Here is a 17,463-nt window from a genome sequence, read left to right on the forward strand (position 1 = left end):
CTGGGCTCCGTCAGGCGGTGAGCCGGCGTGCCAGCTCGATGTACAGGGGGATGCCGACCACGATGTTGAACGGGAAGGTGATGCCCAGCGCCGCGGTGATCGACAGCGCGGCATTGGCCTCCGGCACGGCAATGCGCATCGCGGTCGGCGCGGCGATGTAGCTGGCGCTGGCGGCCAGGGTTGCCAGCACGGCCACGCCGCCGGTGCTCAGCCCCAGCGCCAGTCCCAGGCCCGCGCCGGCCAGCGCCAGCACCGGTGGCACGGCCACGCCCACCACCAGCACCGCGGCGCCGAAACGGCGCACCTCGGCCAGCCGGCCGCCGGCGACCAGGCCCAGCTCCAGCAGGAACAGCGCCAGCACACCCTTGAACGGATCGATGAACACGGCCTTGATCGGCGCCGTGCCGGCCTCGCCGGCCACGGCACCGATGAGCAGGCCGCCCATGAGCAAGAGCACGCTCTTGCCGAACAGCACGTCGTGGGCCAGTCCGCCCCAGTGCGTGGCGGCGCCGCTGCTGGCACGCTGCGACCAGCGCGCCAGCAGGATGCCGGCCACCAGCCCCGGGGCCTCCATCACCGCCACCCACAGCGCAGCATGGCTCTCGTAGGCGATGCCCTGACGGGTGAGCGCAGCGGTGGCGACCGCGAAGGTGACGACGCTGACTGAGCCGTAGTGCGCCGCCAGCGCTGCCGCATCGACGCCGCGCAGCTTGAGCGCGCGCAGCAGCGGGAACAGACCGAATGGAATCGCGAAGCCCAGCGCCATGCAGCCCAGCACCTGGGGCGCCAGCGCGGCCATCGGCTGCTTCGACAGCTCGATGCCGCCCTTCAGGCCGATCGCCAGCAGCAGGTAGATCGACAGCGTCTCGTACAGCGCCTCGGGCAACCGCAGGTCGCTCTTGACCAGGCGCGCAAACACGCCCAGGAGGAAGAAGAAGACGACGACATCGATGTCCATGGCGCGCCGATGCTGCCACATCCGGCCCCGTGGTCCGCGGCTCCGCGTTGCCTGGGCCGCCACGCGGGGCCGGGCTGGCGGCCGGCGCGTTGACGGGGTCGCTAGACTGCGCGGACCGCTCCCGCGCATTTCACAGGACCGTGTCCATGCCCATCCGTCTGCCCATGCTGGCGCTGGCCGCCCTGCTGGCGCTGCCCAGCGCCCACGCGATCAACGCCAGGTACGCCGAGCAGCTGGAGAAGTCCGGCTGCACCCAGGTGACCGAGGCCCAGGGCTGCGACATCCGGAAGTCGCGTGCCGACAATGCCAAGGCCGGCTTCGCGGTGACGCCCGCGCCGGTGCCCAAGCCCGCGGGCAAGTCGGCAGCGGCCACGCCTTACGCCGGCCAATGGGTGGCCAAGTCGGACACGGGCGCCACCGTGGCAACGATCCGCATCGACGCCAGGGAGCAGGTCTGGGTCGACGGCAAGCAGGTCAAGGCCAGGCGCAGCGATGGCGGGCTGGTCTTCAAGGCCGGCACCATCACCTACCGCATCCAGGGCGACCGACGCCTGCAGGGCGAGGATGTCTGGAACGACTTCGATGCCAAGACCCAGGGGCCGATCGTCGCCCGGTGACCGGGCCCACCCGGCGCGGCCCGGGCCTGACTGTCAACCCGGGGAGGGCGGCCGCGCGCGCGCCGCACTGGACCGGACTTCAACCACCTGGAGGCGTGCCGTGCAACCGTCCCCATCCGGCCAACGGATGACCATCGTGCGGGGCGGCCCGGGGCCGGTCGCGCTGGCGGCGGGTGTCCAGCCGTGCTGCCATAGCGCCTCGCAGTCGGCGGACCTGCTGCAGCACCGACATGCGCGCTGCTGAAGGGCCGGACCCGTCCGGCGCGGTCCAGGCCCGGATCGACAGCCTCTACCGCCAGGACGGGCGCCGGGTCTTCGCCGCCCTGGTGCGGCTGCTGGGCAGCTTCGACCTGGCCGAGGAGGCGCTGCACGATGCCTTCCTGGCCGCCGCCGCCCAGTGGCCGCAGCAGGGGGTGCCGGCCAACCCGGTGGCCTGGCTGGTGTCGGCCGGGCGTTTCCAGGCGATCGACCGGCTGCGGCGCGACCGGCGGTTCCGGCCCTGGGATGCCGCGCTGGACGACACCCTGGCCGACCCGGCGCCCGGCTGGGAGCAGCAGCAGGATGCCCGGGCCGAGATCGCCGACGACCGGCTGCGCCTGGTCTTCACCTGCTGCCACCCCAGCCTGTCGGAGGAGGCCCGCATCGCGCTGACGCTGCGCGAGGTCTGCGGCCTGGCCACCGAGGCGGTGGCCGCGGCCTTCCTGGTGCCCACCCCCACGCTGGCCCAACGCATCGTGCGGGCCAAGGGCAAGATCGCCGCCGCGCGCATCCCCTACGAGGTGCCAGGCCCGGCCGAACTTCCGGCCCGGCTGGCCAGCGTGCTGCGCGTCGTCTACCTGGTGTTCAACGAGGGCCATGCGGCGCTGGCCGCCGGCCTGTCGGACGAAGCCATCCGCCTGGCCCGGCTGCTGCAGCAGTTGCAGCCCGGCCCCGAGGTCCAGGGGCTGCTGGCGCTGCTGCTGCTGACCGATGCCCGCCGCGCCGCCCGCCGCAATGCCGCCGGCGATCTGGTCCCGCTGGACCGGCAGGACCGGCGCCTGTGGGATGCCGCGCTGATCGCCGAAGGCTGCACGCTGGCCGAGGCCGCGCTGCGCCAGCCCGGTTTCGGCGCCTATGCGCTGCAGGCGGCGATCGCCGCCGTGCATGCCGAGGCGGCCGATGCTGCAGCCACCGACTGGCCGCAGATCATCGGCCTGTACGACGCGCTGCTGCGGCTGGAGCCCAGCCCGGTGATCGCGCTCAACCGCGCGGTGGCGGTGGCCATGCGCGACGGCCCCGAGGCCGGCCTGGCGCTGGTGCAGCCGCTGCTGCCGGCGCTGGCCGGCTATGCCGCCACGCCGGCGGTGCTGGCCGACCTGTGCCGCCGCGCCGGCCGGCTGGAGGCGGCCCGCCTGCACTACCGTGCAGCCGCCACCGCCGCCCGCCAGCCGGCCGAGCGGGACCACCTGCTGCGCCAGCTGGCGGCACTGGGTGGATGAGCCGCAGACTTTTTTCAGCGCGCCCGTCGAAACCGCGCACGCCCGTTCGACCAGTGCAAGCCGACGCCCGCAGGCGTCCAACCACCGCACGCAGGAGATCCCATGCCCACCACCCTGACGCCATACCTCAGCTTCCGCGGCAACACCCGCGAGGTCTTCGCCTTCTATGCCCAGGCGCTGGGTGCCGAGATCCAGGCGATGCTGCGCTTTGCCGACATGCCACCGCCGCCGGCCGGTGCGAGCGGCGACGGCTGCCCACCACCGGCCGGCGACGGCATCATGCATGCCTGCCTGGCGCTGCCCGGCGGCGCCATGCTGATGGCCGGCGACGTGCCGCCCGGCATGCCGTTCGACGGCATGCAGGGCGTGATGCTGGCGCTGCAGTACGACACCGTGGCGCAGGCCGAGCAGGCGTTTGCCGCGCTGCTGCCCGGCGGCCAGGTGACGATGCCGCTGGCGCCCGCGTTCTGGGCCCGCAGCTTCGGCATGCTGACCGACCGCTTCGGCGTCAGCTGGGCCGTCAGCGGCGAACCGTTGCCGATGCCCTGACCCCCGATGGGAGACACCATGAACGACCCCCGCGATCTGATCCTCACCCGCGACATCGCCGCCACGCCGGCGCAGCTGTACCGCTGCTGGACCGAGCCGGCGCTGATCTGCCGTTGGTTCTGCCCGCCGCCCTGGACGGTGCCGCATGCCGAGACCGATGTGCGGCCCGGCGGCGCCATCCTGATCACTATGCGCGGCCCCGACGGCCAGGAGATGGCCAACCCGGGCGTCTACCTGGAGGTGGTGCCGAACCGGCGGCTGGTGTCCACCGACGCCTATGTCCGCGCCTGGGAGCCGTCCGAGAAGCCCTTCATGACCCTGGTGCTGACCTTCGACGACCTCGGCGACGGCCGCACCCGCTACACCGCGGTGGCCCGCCACTGGACGGTGGCCGACTGCGAGGCCCATGAAGCCATGGGCTTCCATGCCGGGTGGGGCATTGCCACCGACCAACTCGCCTCCCTGGCCGCCACGCTGTGAAATACCTCTGCCTGGTCTACCTGGATGCGGTGCACTGGAATGCCTGCAGCGACGACGACTGCGCCGCCTATGCCGCGCAGGTGGCCGCCAGCCAGCGCCTGCTGGCCGCCGAGCCGCTGCACGGCACCCACACCGCCACCACGGTGCGGGTGCGCAACGGCGAGGTCACGCTGTTCGACGGCCCGTTCGCCGAGACCCGCGAGATGCTGGCCGGCTTCTACCTGGTGGAGGCGCCCGACCTGAACGCCGCCATCCAGATCGCCGCCGGCATTCCGCCAGCCCGGCACGGCAGCATCGAGGTGCGGCCGGTGCGCGAACTGCAGGTGGGTGCTGCGCAGGGGGCCGATCCGGGTTGATGCAGCAAGCCGGCAGGCCGGCGGGGCAACCGCGGGCCGCACGGCGCCGGTGTCAGCGGCGTTGCATCGGTCGGGTCAGCAGATACACCAGCGGCCCGAACGAGCCCAGCGCCAGCGTCGCGACGATCCATGGCCAGGGGTTGCGGCCGGTGGCGCGGGCGTCATGCCACAGCCACACCAGCACCAGGGCCAGCGCGATCGCCAGATCGGCGAGCACCTGCAGGCCGGCGCTGGTCTGGAACTGCAGCTGGAAGATGCCGATGTAGCCGTACTGCCACAGCGCGACGGCGGTGAGCGCGCCGAACCCGGCCAGCACCAGCAGAACGAGCAAGCGTTGCATCGCCATCCCCGGCATCACTTGAACGGGTTGGCGGTGGCAAACCACAGGCCGATGCCGGTGGCGATGATGAAGGCGCCGTCGGTCACGCCCACGGCCAGGAAGAACTTGGTCTGCAGCTCGGGCATCAGCTCGGGCTGGCGGGCGCTGGCTTCCAGCATCTTCATCGATGCCAGGCCGATGCCGATGCACGAGCCCAGCGCGGGCACGCCGATCAGCAGGGCCACGGCCAGGGGCAGCAGGTCGGGGGAGGACATGGGGCGGTTCCTTTCGTTGTGGGGCCTCCAGTCTGGCCAGCGCCCGGCCGCATGGCGATGACCTGCCAGGTAATGGCCGTGCTGCAAGCCGCGGCATCATGCTGCGCACCCTGCCTGCCCGATGAAAGGCCGCTGCCCATGTCATTGATCACTGCCGCCACCACCCCGCAGCAAGGCGTTGGCGAGATCCTGCGCACCTGGCGCAGCCGCCGCCGCCGCAGCCAGATGGACCTGGCGCTGGACGTGGGCGTGTCCACCCGCCACCTCAGCTTCATCGAGACCGGCCGCGCCCGGCCCAGCCCGGCCATGCTGGAGGCCCTGGCCGGCGCGCTGCAGGTGCCGCTGCGCGAGCGCAACCAGCTGCTGCTGGCGGCAGGCTATGCGCCGCGCTATGCCGCCCGCACGCTGGACGACGCCGGCATGCGCCAGGTGCGCAGCGCGCTGGAGCGACTGTTGCGCGCCCACGAGCCCAACCCCGGCCTGGTGGTCGACCGGCAATGGAACGTGGTGATGGTCAACCGCACCGCCACCGCCCTGGCCAGCCTGCTGCCGCCCGCACTGCTGCAGCCCATGTTCAACGTCTTCCGCGCCAGCCTGCATCCCGAGGGCCTGGCCGCGCTGACCGAGAACTTCGCCGACTGGGCCGGCTACCTGCTGCAGGTGCTGCGCCGGTCCATCCTGACCAGTGGCGATGCCGGCCTGCAGCGGCTGGAGCAGGAGGTGCTGGCCTACCCCAACATCGCCGCCCTGTCCCCGCCACCGGCTGCCGATGGCACCGCTGAGCCGGCGCTGCTGGTGCCCTGCGTGCTGAGGCTGCCGCAGGGCCGGCTGTCGATGTTCACCACGCTCACCACCTTCGGCACGCCGCGCGACATCACGCTGGAAGAGCTGAGCATCGAGCTGTTCTACCCCGCCGACGACGCCAGCGAGGCCCTGCTGCGGGCGCTGCACGCCAGCCTGCCGGGCTGAGTGGCCGTGGCCGGCCGCAGGATGCGGCCTCCACGGCCCCAGAATGCGGCCTCCACCGCCCAGCCCCAGGAGCCCGCGCATGCCCGCCACCGTGTTGATCAGCGAAGTCGGCCCGCGCGACGGCCTGCAGAGCGTGGCCCGCACCCTGCCGCTGGCACACAAGCTGGCCTGGGTGACGGCCCTGCATGCGGCCGGCCTGCGCGAGATCGAGGTCGGCTCCTTCGTGCCCGCCGCGCGCCTGCCGCAGCTGGCCGACACCGCCGCGGTGGTGGACCATGCCCGCACCTTGCCAGGGCTGACCGTGGTGGCGCTGGTTCCCAACCTGCAAGGTGCGCGGGCGGCGATCGCCGCCGGCGTGCACAAGCTCACCGTGCCGGTGTCGGCCAGCGCGGCGCATTCGCTGGCCAACGTGCGCAAGACCCGCGAACAGATGGTCGACGAACTGCGCCGCATCGCGGCGCTGCGGGCCGACCTGGCGCCGCAGGTGGGGCTGGAGGTCGGCCTGTCCACCGCCTTCGGCTGCACCCTCCAGGGTCTTGTCCCGGAGGATGAGGTCATCGCCCTGGCCGAGCAGGTGGTGGCCGCCGGCGCCGATGAGGTGGGCCTGTCCGACACCACCGGCATGGCCGATCCGGCCCAGGTGCGGCGGCTGTTCCGCCGCCTGCAGGCAGCGGTGGGCCGCCACGCCGGCGCCGCCCACTTGCACAACACCCGCGGCCTGGGCCTGGCCAACTGCCTGGCGGCGTTCGATGTCGGCGTCACCAGCTTCGACAGCTCGCAGGCCGGGCTGGGCGGCTGCCCCTACGCGCCGGGCGCCTCGGGCAATGTGGTGACCGAGGACCTGGTCTTCCTGTTCGAGCGCATGGGCGTGCACACCGGCGTCGACCTGCACCGCCTGGTGGCCGCCCGCGCGGTGCTGCAGCGCGGCCTGCCCGGCGAGCCGCTGCACGGCATGGTGCCCGAGGCCGGCCTGCCGCCGGGCTTCGTCTATGCCGACGGGCGGCAGCCGGATGCCGACCCGCTGCGGGCAGCAACGGCGGGGCTGGCATGATGCTGCCGCTGGCGGGCATCCGCGTCGTCGAGTTCACCCACATGGTGATGGGCCCGACCTGCGGCATGGTGCTGGCCGACCTGGGCGCCGAGGTCATCAAGGTCGAGCCGCTGGCCGGCGACAGCACCCGCCGGCTGCTGGGCTCGGGCGCCGGCTTCTTCGGCATGTTCAACCGCAACAAGCAGAGCCTGGCGGTGGACGTGGCCGATGCCCGCGGCCGCGAGATCGTGCTGAAGCTGCTGGCCGGCGCCGACGTGTTCAGCGAGAACTTCAAGACCGGCACCATGGACCGCCTGGGCCTGGGCGCCGAGGTGCTGCAGCGGCTGAACCCGCGGCTGATCACCGTGGCGCACAAGGGCTTCCTGCCCGGGCCCTACCAGCACCGCACCGCGCTGGACGAGGTGGTGCAGATGATGGGCGGCCTGGCCTACATGACCGGGCCCGAGGGTCGGCCGCTGCGCGCCGGCAGCAGCGTCAACGACATCATGGGCGGCCTGTTCGGCGCCATCGGCGTGCTGGCCGCGCTGCACCAGCGCGACAAGGCCGCCGGCGGCACCGGCAGCGGCCAGGCGGTGCAGAGCGCGCTGTTCGAGAACAACGTGCTGCTGGTGGCCCAGCACATGCTGCAGGCCGCCGTCACCGGCCAGGACCCGGCGCCCATGCCCAGCCGCATCAGCGCCTGGGGGCTGTACGACGTGTTCACCGTGGCTGGTGGCACGCAGGTGTTCCTCGCCGCGGTCAGCGACACGCAGTGGGCCCTGCTGTGCGGAGAATTCGGCTGGCCCGACCTGGCCACCGACGATCGCCTGGCCAGCAACAACCACCGGGTGCGCGCCCGTGACTGGCTGCTGCCGCAGCTGCGCACCCGCTTTTCGCCGTTCACCGCGGCCGAACTGATGCAGCGCTTCGAGCGCATCGGCCTGCCGTATGCGCCGATCACCCGGCCGCAGGACCTGTTCGATGACCCGCACCTGCTGGCCACCGGCGGGCTGGCGCCGGTCACCGTGCCGGCCGATGCCAGCGGCGCCGGCCAGCCGGTCGCCACCCGCATGCCGCTGCTGCCGATCACGCTGGACGGCCAGCGCCTGCCGCTGCGCAGCCCGCCACCGGCGCTGGGCGCGCACAGCCGGGCGCTGCTGCAGCAGCTGGGCTATGCCGACGCCGCCATCGACGCGCTGGCCGCCGCCGGCGTGGTGGGTCTGCCGGCCGGTCAGACCGACGGCGCGCCGCCGGCACCCTGAGGCCGGGTGGGCGGCACCGGCGCAGGTGGCGCCAGATCGGGCGCCCAGCCGCCCGGCGGCACCACCTGGGCCTGCGGCGGGTCGGCCAGGTAGTGCGGGCTCATGATCTGCACGCCGTTCTCGTTGAACACGTCCTGGATGGCGCTGTGCAGCTGGCTCATGGCCTCGGCGCGGCGGCGTGGTGCGCTGCGGCTGCTGTGGGCGCACAGCCGGTATTCGACGTAGAAGTCCGACAGCGCGGTCTGCACCACATACGGTGGCGGATCGTCGGCCACGTCCGGTGCGCGGCGGGCGGCCTCCAGCAGCATGGCATGCACCTGGCGCCAGGGCGTGGCGTAGCCGATGGTCACCGCGGTGTGCAGCACGAAGCGGCCCTCCGGCGCCAGCCGCGAGAAGTTGCGCACCGGCTGGCCGAACACCCAGGCATTGGGCAGGCTCACCTCCTCGCCCAGGCCGGTCTGCACCTTGGTGCTGAACATGCCCACGCTGCTGACCGTGCCCTCGGTGTCGCCGATCTTCACGTACTCGCCGCTGCGCAGCGTGCGGGCGTACATCAGGCTCAGGCCCGCGATGATCTGGCCGACCACGCTGGAGCCGCCCAGCGACAGCATCAGCCCCGCCAGCACCGACACGCCCTGGAAGGCCTGGCTGTTGGCGCCGGGCAGGAAGGGGTAGGCGAAGGCCAGTGCGAACAGCCAGATCACGAAGCTGCCGACGCGCCGGGTGGGGCCGGCGGTGTCGCGGTCCAGCCAGGTCATCTGCACCGTGCCGCGCTCCACCCGCCGCAGCACGTTGCCCAGCGCCTGCGCCAGCTGCCGGGCGATGAAGAAGATCAGCGCCGCCGACAGCAGCCCCGGCACCGCGCCGGCCACCGCCAGCGCAAACTGCTGGAACAGGCCCAGCAGCCACTGGGTGGAGCGCTCGGCCCAGGGCCGGGTGTAGGCGAACTGGCCCAGCACGAAGGTGAACCACAGGTCGGCCAGCAGCAGCACCAGCAGCCAGGCCAGCAGGTTCAGGCTGCCGTGGGCGGCGCCCATCGCATGGTGGGCATAGGTGCGGGTCAGGCCGCGGTTGGCACTGGTCTCTTCCCACCGCGCCAGCCGCTGGGCGGCGTGGTCACGCAGGCGGCGCCGCAGCCACCACACCAGGCGCAGCGCGGCCCAGGCCAGGGCGGTGGCCAGCACCGCCAGCGCCAGGCCACGGGCGATGCGGCGCAGGTCGCCGGCCTCGCGCACCTCGGCCACGGCGGCCTGCAGCCGGGCACGCACCACCTCGGCCGCGGCGGCCAGCGGCTGACCGGGCAGGTCCAGCGCCACATCGGCCGGCAGCAGGTAGAAGACGATGCGCCCGTCCACCTGCAGCCCGGCGTTGCCGTCCTGCAGCCACAGCGTCACCTGGCCCGGCCCGTCGGCCGCCAGTGCCTGGCGCAGCAGCACCTGGGCCTGGGCGGCCCGCTCGGCCGGCGATCGGCCCAGCTGCGTGCCGCGGAACTCGACGATGCGCCGCTGGTTCAGCAGCAACGGCGCGCCGGGCGGCAGCGGGGCCTGGCTGGCGGCGGCGTCGGGTGGTGCAGTGTCCGTCCGGGCCGCTGCCGGCCGCATGGTCAGCAGCGCGGCCGCCAGCACCAGCAGGGCGGCCAGCCAGGGCAGCCAGCTGGCGGCGCGGCCGGCGCGGGGTGGGGCGGTGCGGGCAGACGGCAAGCGGCAGGCTCCGAGGCACCGGGCAGCACCCGGCGCGGCCATGTTAGCGGCGCCCGCGGCTACAGCATCTGCGTGGGCGTGGGCACATCCAGCAGCAGGCGGCCGGTGAGCTCGAAGGTGGCATCGCCCACCATCATGTGCTGCGTGGCCACCTGCACATTGCGCAGGGCCCGCTGCAGCGGCGAGCTGGCGAACACCGCGCCGCCGCCGGCCAGGGTGTAGAGCCGCGCCACCAGCTCGGCCGATGTGTGCACCGCATGGCTGGCGGCCAGGCGCAGGTCGCGCCGGGCGGCCAGCGGCAACTCGCCCGGTTGCTGGGCGGCCTGCCAGGCGGCATCCACACTGGCCAGCAGGTAGCAGCGGGCCGATTGCAGCTGCGCCTCGGCCCGGGCCACCGCATCCTGCACCGTGGCGCGGGCACCCAGCGGTCGGCTGCCGGCCTGGGGCACGCTGCGGCTGGCCTCGGCGATGAAGTGCTGCAGCGCCTCACGCGCCACGCCGGTGGCCACCGCGGCGATGGCAATCGCCAGCAGGCCGAACACCGGGAAGCGGTACAGCGGCGTCTGCAGCCGTGGGCCGTCCAGCAGGCTGGCGGTGTGGGCCAGCGGCACGAAGGCATCACGCACCTCGAACTCGCCGCTGCCGGTGCCGCACAGGCCGAAGGCGTCCCAGTTGTCGGCCAGGTGCACCTGGCTGCGGTCGAGCACCACGCTCAGCACCCGCGGGCTGCCGTCGGGCATCAGCTGCGGCTGGCCGTCCGGCCCGATCACCAGGCAGCCGGCGGTCACCAGGTCGGCATTGCGGCTGCCCGATCCCCAGGCCCAGCGGCCGCTGATGCGCAGGCCGGCCACGCCGCGCTGCTCGGTTGGCACGGCGCGGCCGCGCGGGGCGAACACGCCGGCCAGTTTCAGGTCGGGCCGCTGGAACAGCCGGGCGGCGCTGTCCTCGGGCAGGTAGGCCGCCAGCAGGGCCGAGGTGCAGCTGATGAAGCAGCACCAGGCCGCGGCGGCGTCGGTCTGCGCCAGCTGCTCGACCACCAGGTAGAAGCTGGCCGGCGGCGCCTCGTGGCCGCCCAGGGTCTGCGGGGTGAGCAGGCGGTAGAGCCCGGCCTCGGCCAGCATGTCGGCCACATCCTGCGGCAGGGCATGCTGGGCTTCGAACTCGCGGCTGCGGCCGGCCAGCGCCAGGCCGGCACGGGCCGCGGTCTGCATCAGGGCCTGGTGCTGGGGAGTGCGGGTGGCAGCGGTGGCGACGTGCATGGCGGATCCGGCGGTGGTGGCCGGGCGATGATGCACTGCACCCTGCCACCCCGCCACCGTGGCCGACCCGGTGTCAGCCCGGGTGCGCGGCGTCTGCCAGCAGCGTCTCCAGCGTCTGCTGGCGCACGCCGAAGAAGGCCTTCAGCGCCGCCAGCTCGTCGCGCACCGCCTGCAGCTGGGCGGGCGGCAGCGGCCGGGCGCGGCGCACCGCCAGCACCATGCGGTTCTTGCTGGTCTGTTCGGGCGAGATGAACTCGAACACCCGGGTGTCGTAGCCGGCGGTCTGCAGCAGCAGGGCGCGCAGGGTGTCGGTCAGCATCTCGGCCTGCGTGGCCATGTGGATGCCGTGGCGCAGCAGCGGCGCCAGCACCGGCGGCGCCTGCAGCTGCGGCCGCAGCTCCTGGTGGCAGCAGGGCGAGCACAGGATGATGGCCGCGCCGGCGGTGACGCCGCGGTGCATGGCCACATCGGTGGCGGTGTCGCAGGCATGCAGGGCGATCATGATGTCGGTGGCGGCGGCCGGGTGGCTGCGCACGTCGCCGGCATCGAACTGCAGGCCCTGCAGGCCCAGGCGGGCCACCGCCTGGTTGCACAGGCTGGCCAGCTCGCCACGCAGTTCCACGCCGGTGACAGCGGGCACGCGGCCGCTGGCGCGCAGGTGCTCATGCACCGCGAAGGTGAGGTAGCCCTTGCCGGCGCCGAAGTCCAGCACCCGCACCGGCTGGGCCGGATCGCGCCCGGCCAGTGGCGACTGGGCGATCGCATGGCCCAGCACCTCGACGAACTTGTTGATCTGCCGCCACTTGCGCGCCATCGCCGGCACCAGGCGCTGCTGCGCATCGGTGATGCCCAGCTCGGCCAGGAAGGGCAGGGTGAGGGCCAGCGGATGGCGGCGGGCACGGTCGTGGCCGAGGTAGCGGCCATCGCCGGAGTCGGTGGCGCCGTCGTCCTCGTCAGCGCTGGCCGCAACGGGTGCGGCAGCGGGCGGTGCCGCCGCGCTCAGCCGCCCGATGCGCAGGCCCCACTGGCCCTTGCGGCCGCGGGCCAGCTGGATGTCATGGCCGCTGGTCTGCAGGTGGGCATGGTGGAAACCGCTGGCCGCCGCGTCACCCAGCAGGCTGTCGACCAGGGCCACCGCTTCGGTGGGCGGCAGGTTCTTGGTGATGTCCTTGGTGCGGTGGCGCCACACCAGCGACAGCTGGTCCTGGCCCTTGATCACCACCCGGCGGGCCAGCAGCTTCAGCAGCGTGGGGTCACCGCCGTGCGGCCGGCCGAGGCCGAGCTTGACGAAGCTGCCGTCGGCCAGGCTCTGCTGCAGGCGGGCGATGAATTTCTGCGGGTCGGTCTGGGCGGCGGAGGCTGGCAGGGGCATGGGCGCATTGTCGGCGCAGCCCCGGCTCAGTACAGGCTGTCGCGCTGGCGTTGCGGCAGGGCGGCGTCGTAGGCCGCGCCGTCGAAGCTGCCGCCAGTGGCGGCGGTCAGCATCTGGCCGGCGGTGGGCAGGGCGCCACGGTCGGGCCAGGTGGCCGGCTGCCACAGCCCCGACCGCATCAGCGCCCGCGCGCACTGGAAGAACACCAGCTCGATGGTGATCACCACCACCGTGGCCGGCGGCTTGCCGTCCACCGACAGGCGGGCCAGCAGTGCGGGGTCGGTGCTGAGGTGGGCGCGGCCGTTGATGCGCAGCGTCTCGCTGGTGCCGGGCACGAGGCACAGCAGGGCCACCCGCGGATCGGCCACGATGTTGCGCAGGCTGTCGAGCCGGTGGTTGCCGCGCCGGTCGGGCAGCAGCAGGGTGCGGCTGTCCTGCACCACCAGGGCGGGCGCCGGGTCGCCGCGCGGCGAGGCGTCCAGCCCGCCTGGCCCGCAGGTGGCCAGCACCAGGAAGGGCGAGGCCTCCAGCAGTGCGCGGTAGGGCGGGGTCAGTTCCGCGGCTTCCTTGCGCAGCGCCGCCTCGCTGGGCTGGCCGTACAGCGCGGCCAGCTGCGCCGGTGTGTCGACCCGGTGCGTGGTGGCGGCTGGCGCCGGCGCAAAGTGGATGTCGGCCGCCGGCACGGCCCGGATCGGCACGCCGAAGCTGGTCAGGTCGGCCAGGCTGGCATTGTGGTGGGCGCGGATCAGCGCACCGCTGGCGTGCGGCTTGTCATGGGTGGTGTGGGCATCGGCGGCCAGGGTGACGGCCAGGCCCAGGCCGGCGGCGCGGCGCACGGTGGTGTCGATGCAGAACTCGCTGGCATAGACAGCCACCACCAGTTGCCGGATGCCGCGGTGCGCCAGCCAGTCGGCCAGGCCGGTGTGCAGGAAGCTGTCGGGCGTGGTCTTGCGCAGGCGCATGTCGCTGTCGGCCACCGCCAGGCCGTCGGCCAGCGCCCAGCCGGGGCTGCCATGGGCGAGGCGGTGGCCGGGCGTTGTCTCGTGCTGCACCCACAGCACCGGCACGCCGGCAGCGCGGGCGCTGGCGGCCAGGGCGTTGACGCGCTCAATCACCGCATCGGCCTCGTGCGGGCGCGGCGCGGGCTGGAACAGCGCCTGCTGCAGGTCGATCAGCAGCAGGGCGGTGGTGGTGGCGGAGAGCGGGCCGGTCGGCGATGTGGACATGGCGAATCCTTGGCAGTCAACGGGCCGGCTTGCCGGCAGCGGGCTTGGACGGCGTGCGGCTGCCGGGCTTGGCACCGGGCTTGCCGGCTGCCTTGGCGCCGGGCTTGGCGGACGCTCTGGTCCCGGCTTTGGCACCCGCTTTGCGCGTGGCCTTGGCCGCGGCCTGGCGCTGCGTCTGGCGGCTGCCGGCGCGGGCCGGGGCCTCGTTGCGCACCCGGGGCGCCAGGGCCAATGCCTCGGCCTGCGGGTCACCGCCCAGCCAGCCCTGGCAGGCCGGCTGCTGCAGCGCGCCGGCCAGCGGGCGGTAGGCCGGCGTGCCCGCTGCGCCGTCCACTGGTTGGAAGCAGGGGCCCAGGCTGTCGGCGGCAAAGCTGAAGGGCTGGCCCTGGTCGATGTGCTGCTGCAGGTCGCGCAGCGGCTGGTCCTGCAGCACGCCGCGCAGCGCGGCCACCACCCGGTGGGTGGCCAGGGGCGCGCTGATCGGGCCGTCGCGGCGGGCCTGGGCGGCCGGCACCAGCAGCTGGCGCAGCACCGCGTCCAGCCCCGGGTGGCCGGCGCGGCGCAGGGCCAGGTGCCACTGCAGCGCCAGCCACTCGCCGCGCAGGGCCTGCATTGCCGCCAGCTGCGGCGCCTGCAGGCTGAGGCCGGCCAGCTGGTTGTTCGGCAGCGTCCGCGCCGGCTCGGCCAGGTAGGCCGCGATGCGGCTGTTCAGCGCGGCGGCATAGTCGTCGGGCGTCCACAGGCCGGCGCGCAGCAGGCTGCGGTGGGCCAGGAAGTCGGCCCAGCCGTCGCTGAACCAGGCCCGCAATGCGGCATCGCCCCGGCCGGCATGGGCCAGCGGGCCGAAGCGCTCGGCTGTCCAGGCCCGTGCCAGGGCCTGGGTGAACTGGGCCTCCAGCGCGGCATCGGCGCCCGGCCACGCCGGCGGCAGCTGCAGCGCCAGGGCATGGTGCCAGGCACTGGCCAATGCGGTCTCGGGGGTGGCGGCGGCTGCCGCGGGCAGCACCAGCAGCAGCCAGGGCGCGGCTGCGTCGCGCGGGCCAGCCGGCGCCGGCCACTGGCGCTGCTGGGCCGCCAGCGCGCGGGCGCCGGCCTGGGCCACGGTGTCGGCGCCAAAGCGCCACGGCGCCGCGGCCGGCAGCACGGCCAGCACGCCGTCGGCCGCTTGCAGCTGCAGTGCGCCGCCGGCATACAGCGCCTGCTGCACCCGTTGCGCCAGCGGTACCGGCGACGGGCCCAGCACGAACAGCGCGCTGGCGCCGGCGGCCGTGCCGTGGCTGCTGGCCCAGCGGCTGTCGGCCGCCAGGCCCTGCAGCGCGATGCAGGCGGGGGCGGCGCCGGTGTCGTCCAGGCCTTCGGGCATCGGCAGCACGCCCTGGCCGCTGAAGGCGAACCAAGTGGCGCTGAGCTGGGCATGGCCGCCCTGGGCGGCGTCGCCGGTGGGCTGCAGCATCCACTGCGCGGTGACGGTGCCGCCCGGTGCATGCGGCAGATCGCGCCAGGCCGGCTCGCCGGGCCGCGGCCGCAGGCGGGGGCTGTCGCCGGGTTGCGCCGGCAGCTCGGTGTGACCGGCCCAGCCGCCGGGCAGGTGCAGGCCGGTCTGGCTGCGGCGGCCGGCCGGAAACCGCAGCTGCACCTGCAGCTGTGGCGGTGCATCGGCGATGCCGCTGCGCATGGCCGTGACCTGCCACAGCACGGCGCAGGCCGTGGTGTCCGCCGTGGTGTTGGTCGGGGTGGATGTCGCGGTCTGCGCGGCCGCCGGCCGCAGCGCCAAGGCACTGGTCAGCAGCAGGGTGCCGAGCATGGCCAGGCGGGCAGATCGGAACAGCGGCATGCGGTGTGGCGGGCCGGCGCAGGCCGGTCCAGTCGACAGGGCCGGCGAGCTTAGCCGATGCTGCCGGCAGCTATTGTTGCTGGGCCTGGCCCTGCTTCAGCCGCTCGAGCATCGCGCCCATCTGCTGGTGCAGCATGTGGACGGCCTTCAGCGGCCGCACCATCACCTTGAAGTCGGTGATCTGGCCGGCATCGTTCCAGCGGATCAGGTCGATGCCGTTGATCTGGATGCCGTCAATCTCGGTGGCGAACTCCAGCACCGCATCGTGGCTGCCGATGATCTCGCGCTCATAGCGGAAGCTGGCGTTGTTCAGCACCTGCATCGCGCCGGTGAGGTACTGCGTGGTGATGGCCTTGCCGCGCTGCGGGGTGTGCACCACGGGTGAGTGGAAGACCACGTCGTCGGCGAGCAGGGTGCGCAGCGCGGTCATGTCGCGGGTCTGCACCAGCCGGTGCCAGGCGTCGATCACGGGGGAGGTGGACATCGGTGTCTCCAGCAGTGGGCGGCGGCCCGGGCCCCGGGGCCGCCTGCGTGGATTCTCGCCGCCGCACCAACCTGCCCCGCACTGCGGCATGCACCGCGGTGGCGCAGCGTGGCCGGGGACCGCCCTCAACCTGCCCCATGCCAAGGCGCCTGGCCATGCAGCGGGCCCGTGGACACGCACGTTGCTTACACGAAGTTGCAACCGCGGGCCATTGGTTTGAGGGGGGTGTTTGCCCGGATCGGTGTCAAATCAGGCATGGTTTCTGCCATTCACTTCACTGTGTAGGACCGACCCGAAAGGACTGCGGTGCTGCGTTTCCGCCCGATGGCCACTGTGGCCGTGCTGCTGTTGACCGCCTTGGCTGCCCCTGCCAGCCAGGAGATGGCCGCGGCCGACGGCCGCCCGCTGCCCGTGGTGGCGCAGCGCAGCCCCCCCGAGGTGGCGGCGCCTGTGCAGTCCCCCAGCGCGCGCGCGCCGGACGCTGCCGATGCGGCCGAAGCCGAGGGCAGCACGACCGCGCTGGCCTTGCTGCTGGCCGGGCTGGGCGCCGTCGGCCTGATGGCCAGCCGCCTGCGGCGACCCGACTGACGGCATGGTGCGGGCCGTCGTGGTGGACTTGCCTGGCGCGAGTTTTGCTTTTCCTCTGCAAGTCGGGAATTTTTGTCGCAACCCCGGGTCGTTGCTGCTTGCGGACATGGGCAGCTTGGGTTGGCAACATTTGCTGACGTTGTCGGGCACAAACCCCCCGGATCACAGGCTTCTGGCCCGAGTTTCGGGGGGCACAATCCGGTTCAGTTGGTTTTCTTTTTCGAACTCAGGAGTGGTCATGAAATTCAAGCAAGCGGCTGTTGGTGCGGTACTGGCCCTGTCGGGCCTGGTTGCAAACGCAGGTGGATCGCTGGGCGTGCTGACCGAAGACGGTGAGAGCTTCAGCTCGGTGGTGTCGCAAGCGGGCATCACGTTCGACACGTTCAGCTTCTCGCTCACGACGCTGAGCGATGTCTGGGGCGGTGCCTTCAAGTCGCCCCGGGTGCTCGGCCTGGGTGTCGAGCTGGCCCAGGGTGCGACGGTCCTCGGCGCTGACGGCGATGTGACGGACGGCTTTTCCTTCGCCGGCCTGACCGCCGGGATGTACACGCTGAAGTTCGCGGCGTTCTCCACCGGCAAGGGGTCCTACGGCGGCAACATCGCGGCCACCCCGGTGCCGGAACCCGAGACCTACGCCATGATGCTGGCCGGTCTGGTGGCCGTGGGCTTCCTGGCCCGCCGCCGTCAAGGCTGATCGACCGCCGGGC

At 73.3% G+C, this 17,463-nt stretch carries 19 protein-coding genes and 1 pseudogene; 10 read left to right on the forward strand and 10 right to left on the reverse strand.

Annotation, left to right across the window (positions count from 1 at the left end; all coding sequences use genetic code 11):
• Nucleotides 1-10 precede the first annotated feature (10 nt).
• Nucleotides 11-958: a sodium-dependent bicarbonate transport family permease gene (locus FFT10_RS13930; protein ID WP_137733428.1), complete on the reverse strand. Its 948-nt coding sequence runs from the start codon at nt 956-958 to the stop codon at nt 11-13.
• Nucleotides 959-1,104: 146 nt separating this feature from the next.
• On the opposite strand from FFT10_RS13930, the gene FFT10_RS13935 reads away from it, so the two are divergent.
• The 5 genes from FFT10_RS13935 to FFT10_RS13955 all read left to right on the forward strand — a co-directional run bounded on the left by FFT10_RS13935 (nt 1,105) and on the right by FFT10_RS13955 (nt 4,438).
• On the forward strand, nt 1,105-1,575 hold the full coding sequence (locus FFT10_RS13935) for a hypothetical protein (RefSeq protein WP_137733429.1): 471 nt from the start codon (nt 1,105-1,107) through the stop codon (nt 1,573-1,575).
• Nucleotides 1,576-1,805: 230 nt separating this feature from the next.
• Nucleotides 1,806-3,053, forward strand: a complete 1,248-nt coding sequence (locus FFT10_RS13940; RefSeq protein WP_137733430.1) for an RNA polymerase sigma factor — start codon at nt 1,806-1,808, stop codon at nt 3,051-3,053.
• A gap of 102 nt (nt 3,054-3,155) precedes the next feature.
• Nucleotides 3,156-3,602: a VOC family protein gene (locus FFT10_RS13945; protein ID WP_137733431.1), complete on the forward strand. Its 447-nt coding sequence runs from the start codon at nt 3,156-3,158 to the stop codon at nt 3,600-3,602.
• Between the two features lie 18 nt (nt 3,603-3,620).
• Nucleotides 3,621-4,082, forward strand: coding sequence for an SRPBCC family protein (locus tag FFT10_RS13950; RefSeq protein ID WP_228027111.1), 462 nt, complete (start codon nt 3,621-3,623; stop codon nt 4,080-4,082).
• Nucleotides 4,079-4,438: a YciI family protein gene (locus FFT10_RS13955; RefSeq protein WP_137733433.1), complete on the forward strand. Its 360-nt coding sequence runs from the start codon at nt 4,079-4,081 to the stop codon at nt 4,436-4,438. Before FFT10_RS13950 ends, FFT10_RS13955 begins: the two co-directional genes overlap by 4 nt.
• A gap of 52 nt (nt 4,439-4,490) precedes the next feature.
• On the opposite strand, the gene FFT10_RS13960 is transcribed toward FFT10_RS13955, so the two are convergent.
• Complete coding sequence (locus tag FFT10_RS13960; protein WP_137733434.1) at nt 4,491-4,778, reverse strand: DUF2834 domain-containing protein; 288 nt, start codon at nt 4,776-4,778, stop codon at nt 4,491-4,493.
• A 14-nt stretch (nt 4,779-4,792) separates the two neighbouring features.
• Complete coding sequence (gene atpE / locus FFT10_RS13965; protein ID WP_137733435.1) at nt 4,793-5,032, reverse strand: F0F1 ATP synthase subunit C; 240 nt, start codon at nt 5,030-5,032, stop codon at nt 4,793-4,795.
• Nucleotides 5,033-5,170: 138 nt separating this feature from the next.
• On the opposite strand from atpE, the gene FFT10_RS13970 reads away from it, so the two are divergent.
• From FFT10_RS13970 to FFT10_RS13980, 3 genes are all read left to right on the forward strand, one after another.
• Complete coding sequence (locus tag FFT10_RS13970) at nt 5,171-6,001, forward strand: helix-turn-helix domain-containing protein (protein ID WP_137733436.1); 831 nt, start codon at nt 5,171-5,173, stop codon at nt 5,999-6,001.
• Nucleotides 6,002-6,080: 79 nt separating this feature from the next.
• Nucleotides 6,081-7,052, forward strand: a complete 972-nt coding sequence (locus tag FFT10_RS13975; RefSeq protein WP_137733437.1) for a hydroxymethylglutaryl-CoA lyase — start codon at nt 6,081-6,083, stop codon at nt 7,050-7,052.
• Nucleotides 7,049-8,293 carry a CaiB/BaiF CoA transferase family protein gene (locus tag FFT10_RS13980; RefSeq protein WP_137733438.1) on the forward strand — a complete coding sequence of 415 codons (1,245 nt, stop codon included), beginning with the start codon at nt 7,049-7,051 and terminating at the stop codon, nt 8,291-8,293. The genes FFT10_RS13975 and FFT10_RS13980 overlap by 4 nt, the downstream gene beginning before the upstream one ends.
• On the opposite strand, the gene FFT10_RS13985 is transcribed toward FFT10_RS13980, so the two are convergent.
• The 7 genes and pseudogenes from FFT10_RS13985 to FFT10_RS14010 all read right to left on the reverse strand — a co-directional run bounded on the left by FFT10_RS13985 (nt 8,263) and on the right by FFT10_RS14010 (nt 16,168).
• Nucleotides 8,263-9,993, reverse strand: coding sequence for a mechanosensitive ion channel family protein (locus tag FFT10_RS13985; RefSeq protein WP_137733439.1), 1,731 nt, complete (start codon nt 9,991-9,993; stop codon nt 8,263-8,265). The two genes, FFT10_RS13980 and FFT10_RS13985, sit on opposite strands and share 31 nt — an antisense overlap.
• A 59-nt stretch (nt 9,994-10,052) precedes the next feature.
• Entirely contained in the window at nt 10,053-11,252 is a 1,200-nt protein-coding gene (locus FFT10_RS13990) for an acyl-CoA dehydrogenase family protein (RefSeq protein ID WP_137733440.1), read from the reverse strand.
• A gap of 73 nt (nt 11,253-11,325) precedes the next feature.
• Nucleotides 11,326-12,624 carry a class I SAM-dependent methyltransferase gene (locus tag FFT10_RS13995; protein ID WP_137733441.1) on the reverse strand — a complete coding sequence of 433 codons (1,299 nt, stop codon included), beginning with the start codon at nt 12,622-12,624 and terminating at the stop codon, nt 11,326-11,328.
• A gap of 26 nt (nt 12,625-12,650) precedes the next feature.
• A complete protein-coding gene (locus FFT10_RS28020) occupies nt 12,651-13,292 on the reverse strand; it encodes a pyridoxamine 5'-phosphate oxidase family protein (protein WP_137733498.1) in 642 nt (213 codons plus the stop codon).
• Between the two features lie 78 nt (nt 13,293-13,370).
• A pseudogene (locus FFT10_RS28025) lies at nt 13,371-13,850 on the reverse strand (cysteine hydrolase family protein); the annotation flags it as partial.
• A gap of 16 nt (nt 13,851-13,866) precedes the next feature.
• Nucleotides 13,867-15,684: a hypothetical protein gene (locus tag FFT10_RS14005; RefSeq protein ID WP_137733442.1), complete on the reverse strand. Its 1,818-nt coding sequence runs from the start codon at nt 15,682-15,684 to the stop codon at nt 13,867-13,869.
• A 70-nt stretch (nt 15,685-15,754) separates the two neighbouring features.
• Nucleotides 15,755-16,168: a nuclear transport factor 2 family protein gene (locus tag FFT10_RS14010; protein WP_137733443.1), complete on the reverse strand. Its 414-nt coding sequence runs from the start codon at nt 16,166-16,168 to the stop codon at nt 15,755-15,757.
• A gap of 306 nt (nt 16,169-16,474) precedes the next feature.
• Between FFT10_RS14010 and FFT10_RS14015 the strand changes: the two genes are divergently transcribed.
• Together FFT10_RS14015 and FFT10_RS14020 are read left to right on the forward strand one after the other, a co-directional pair.
• Nucleotides 16,475-16,756: a hypothetical protein gene (locus FFT10_RS14015; RefSeq protein WP_137733444.1), complete on the forward strand. Its 282-nt coding sequence runs from the start codon at nt 16,475-16,477 to the stop codon at nt 16,754-16,756.
• A 238-nt stretch (nt 16,757-16,994) separates the two neighbouring features.
• Nucleotides 16,995-17,450, forward strand: coding sequence for an FxDxF family PEP-CTERM protein (locus FFT10_RS14020; RefSeq protein ID WP_137733445.1), 456 nt, complete (start codon nt 16,995-16,997; stop codon nt 17,448-17,450).
• Nucleotides 17,451-17,463: the final 13 nt, after the last annotated feature.

Source organism: Pseudaquabacterium pictum (assembly GCF_005403045.1).
Taxonomy (GTDB): Bacteria; Pseudomonadota; Gammaproteobacteria; order Burkholderiales; family Burkholderiaceae_C; genus Pseudaquabacterium; species Pseudaquabacterium pictum.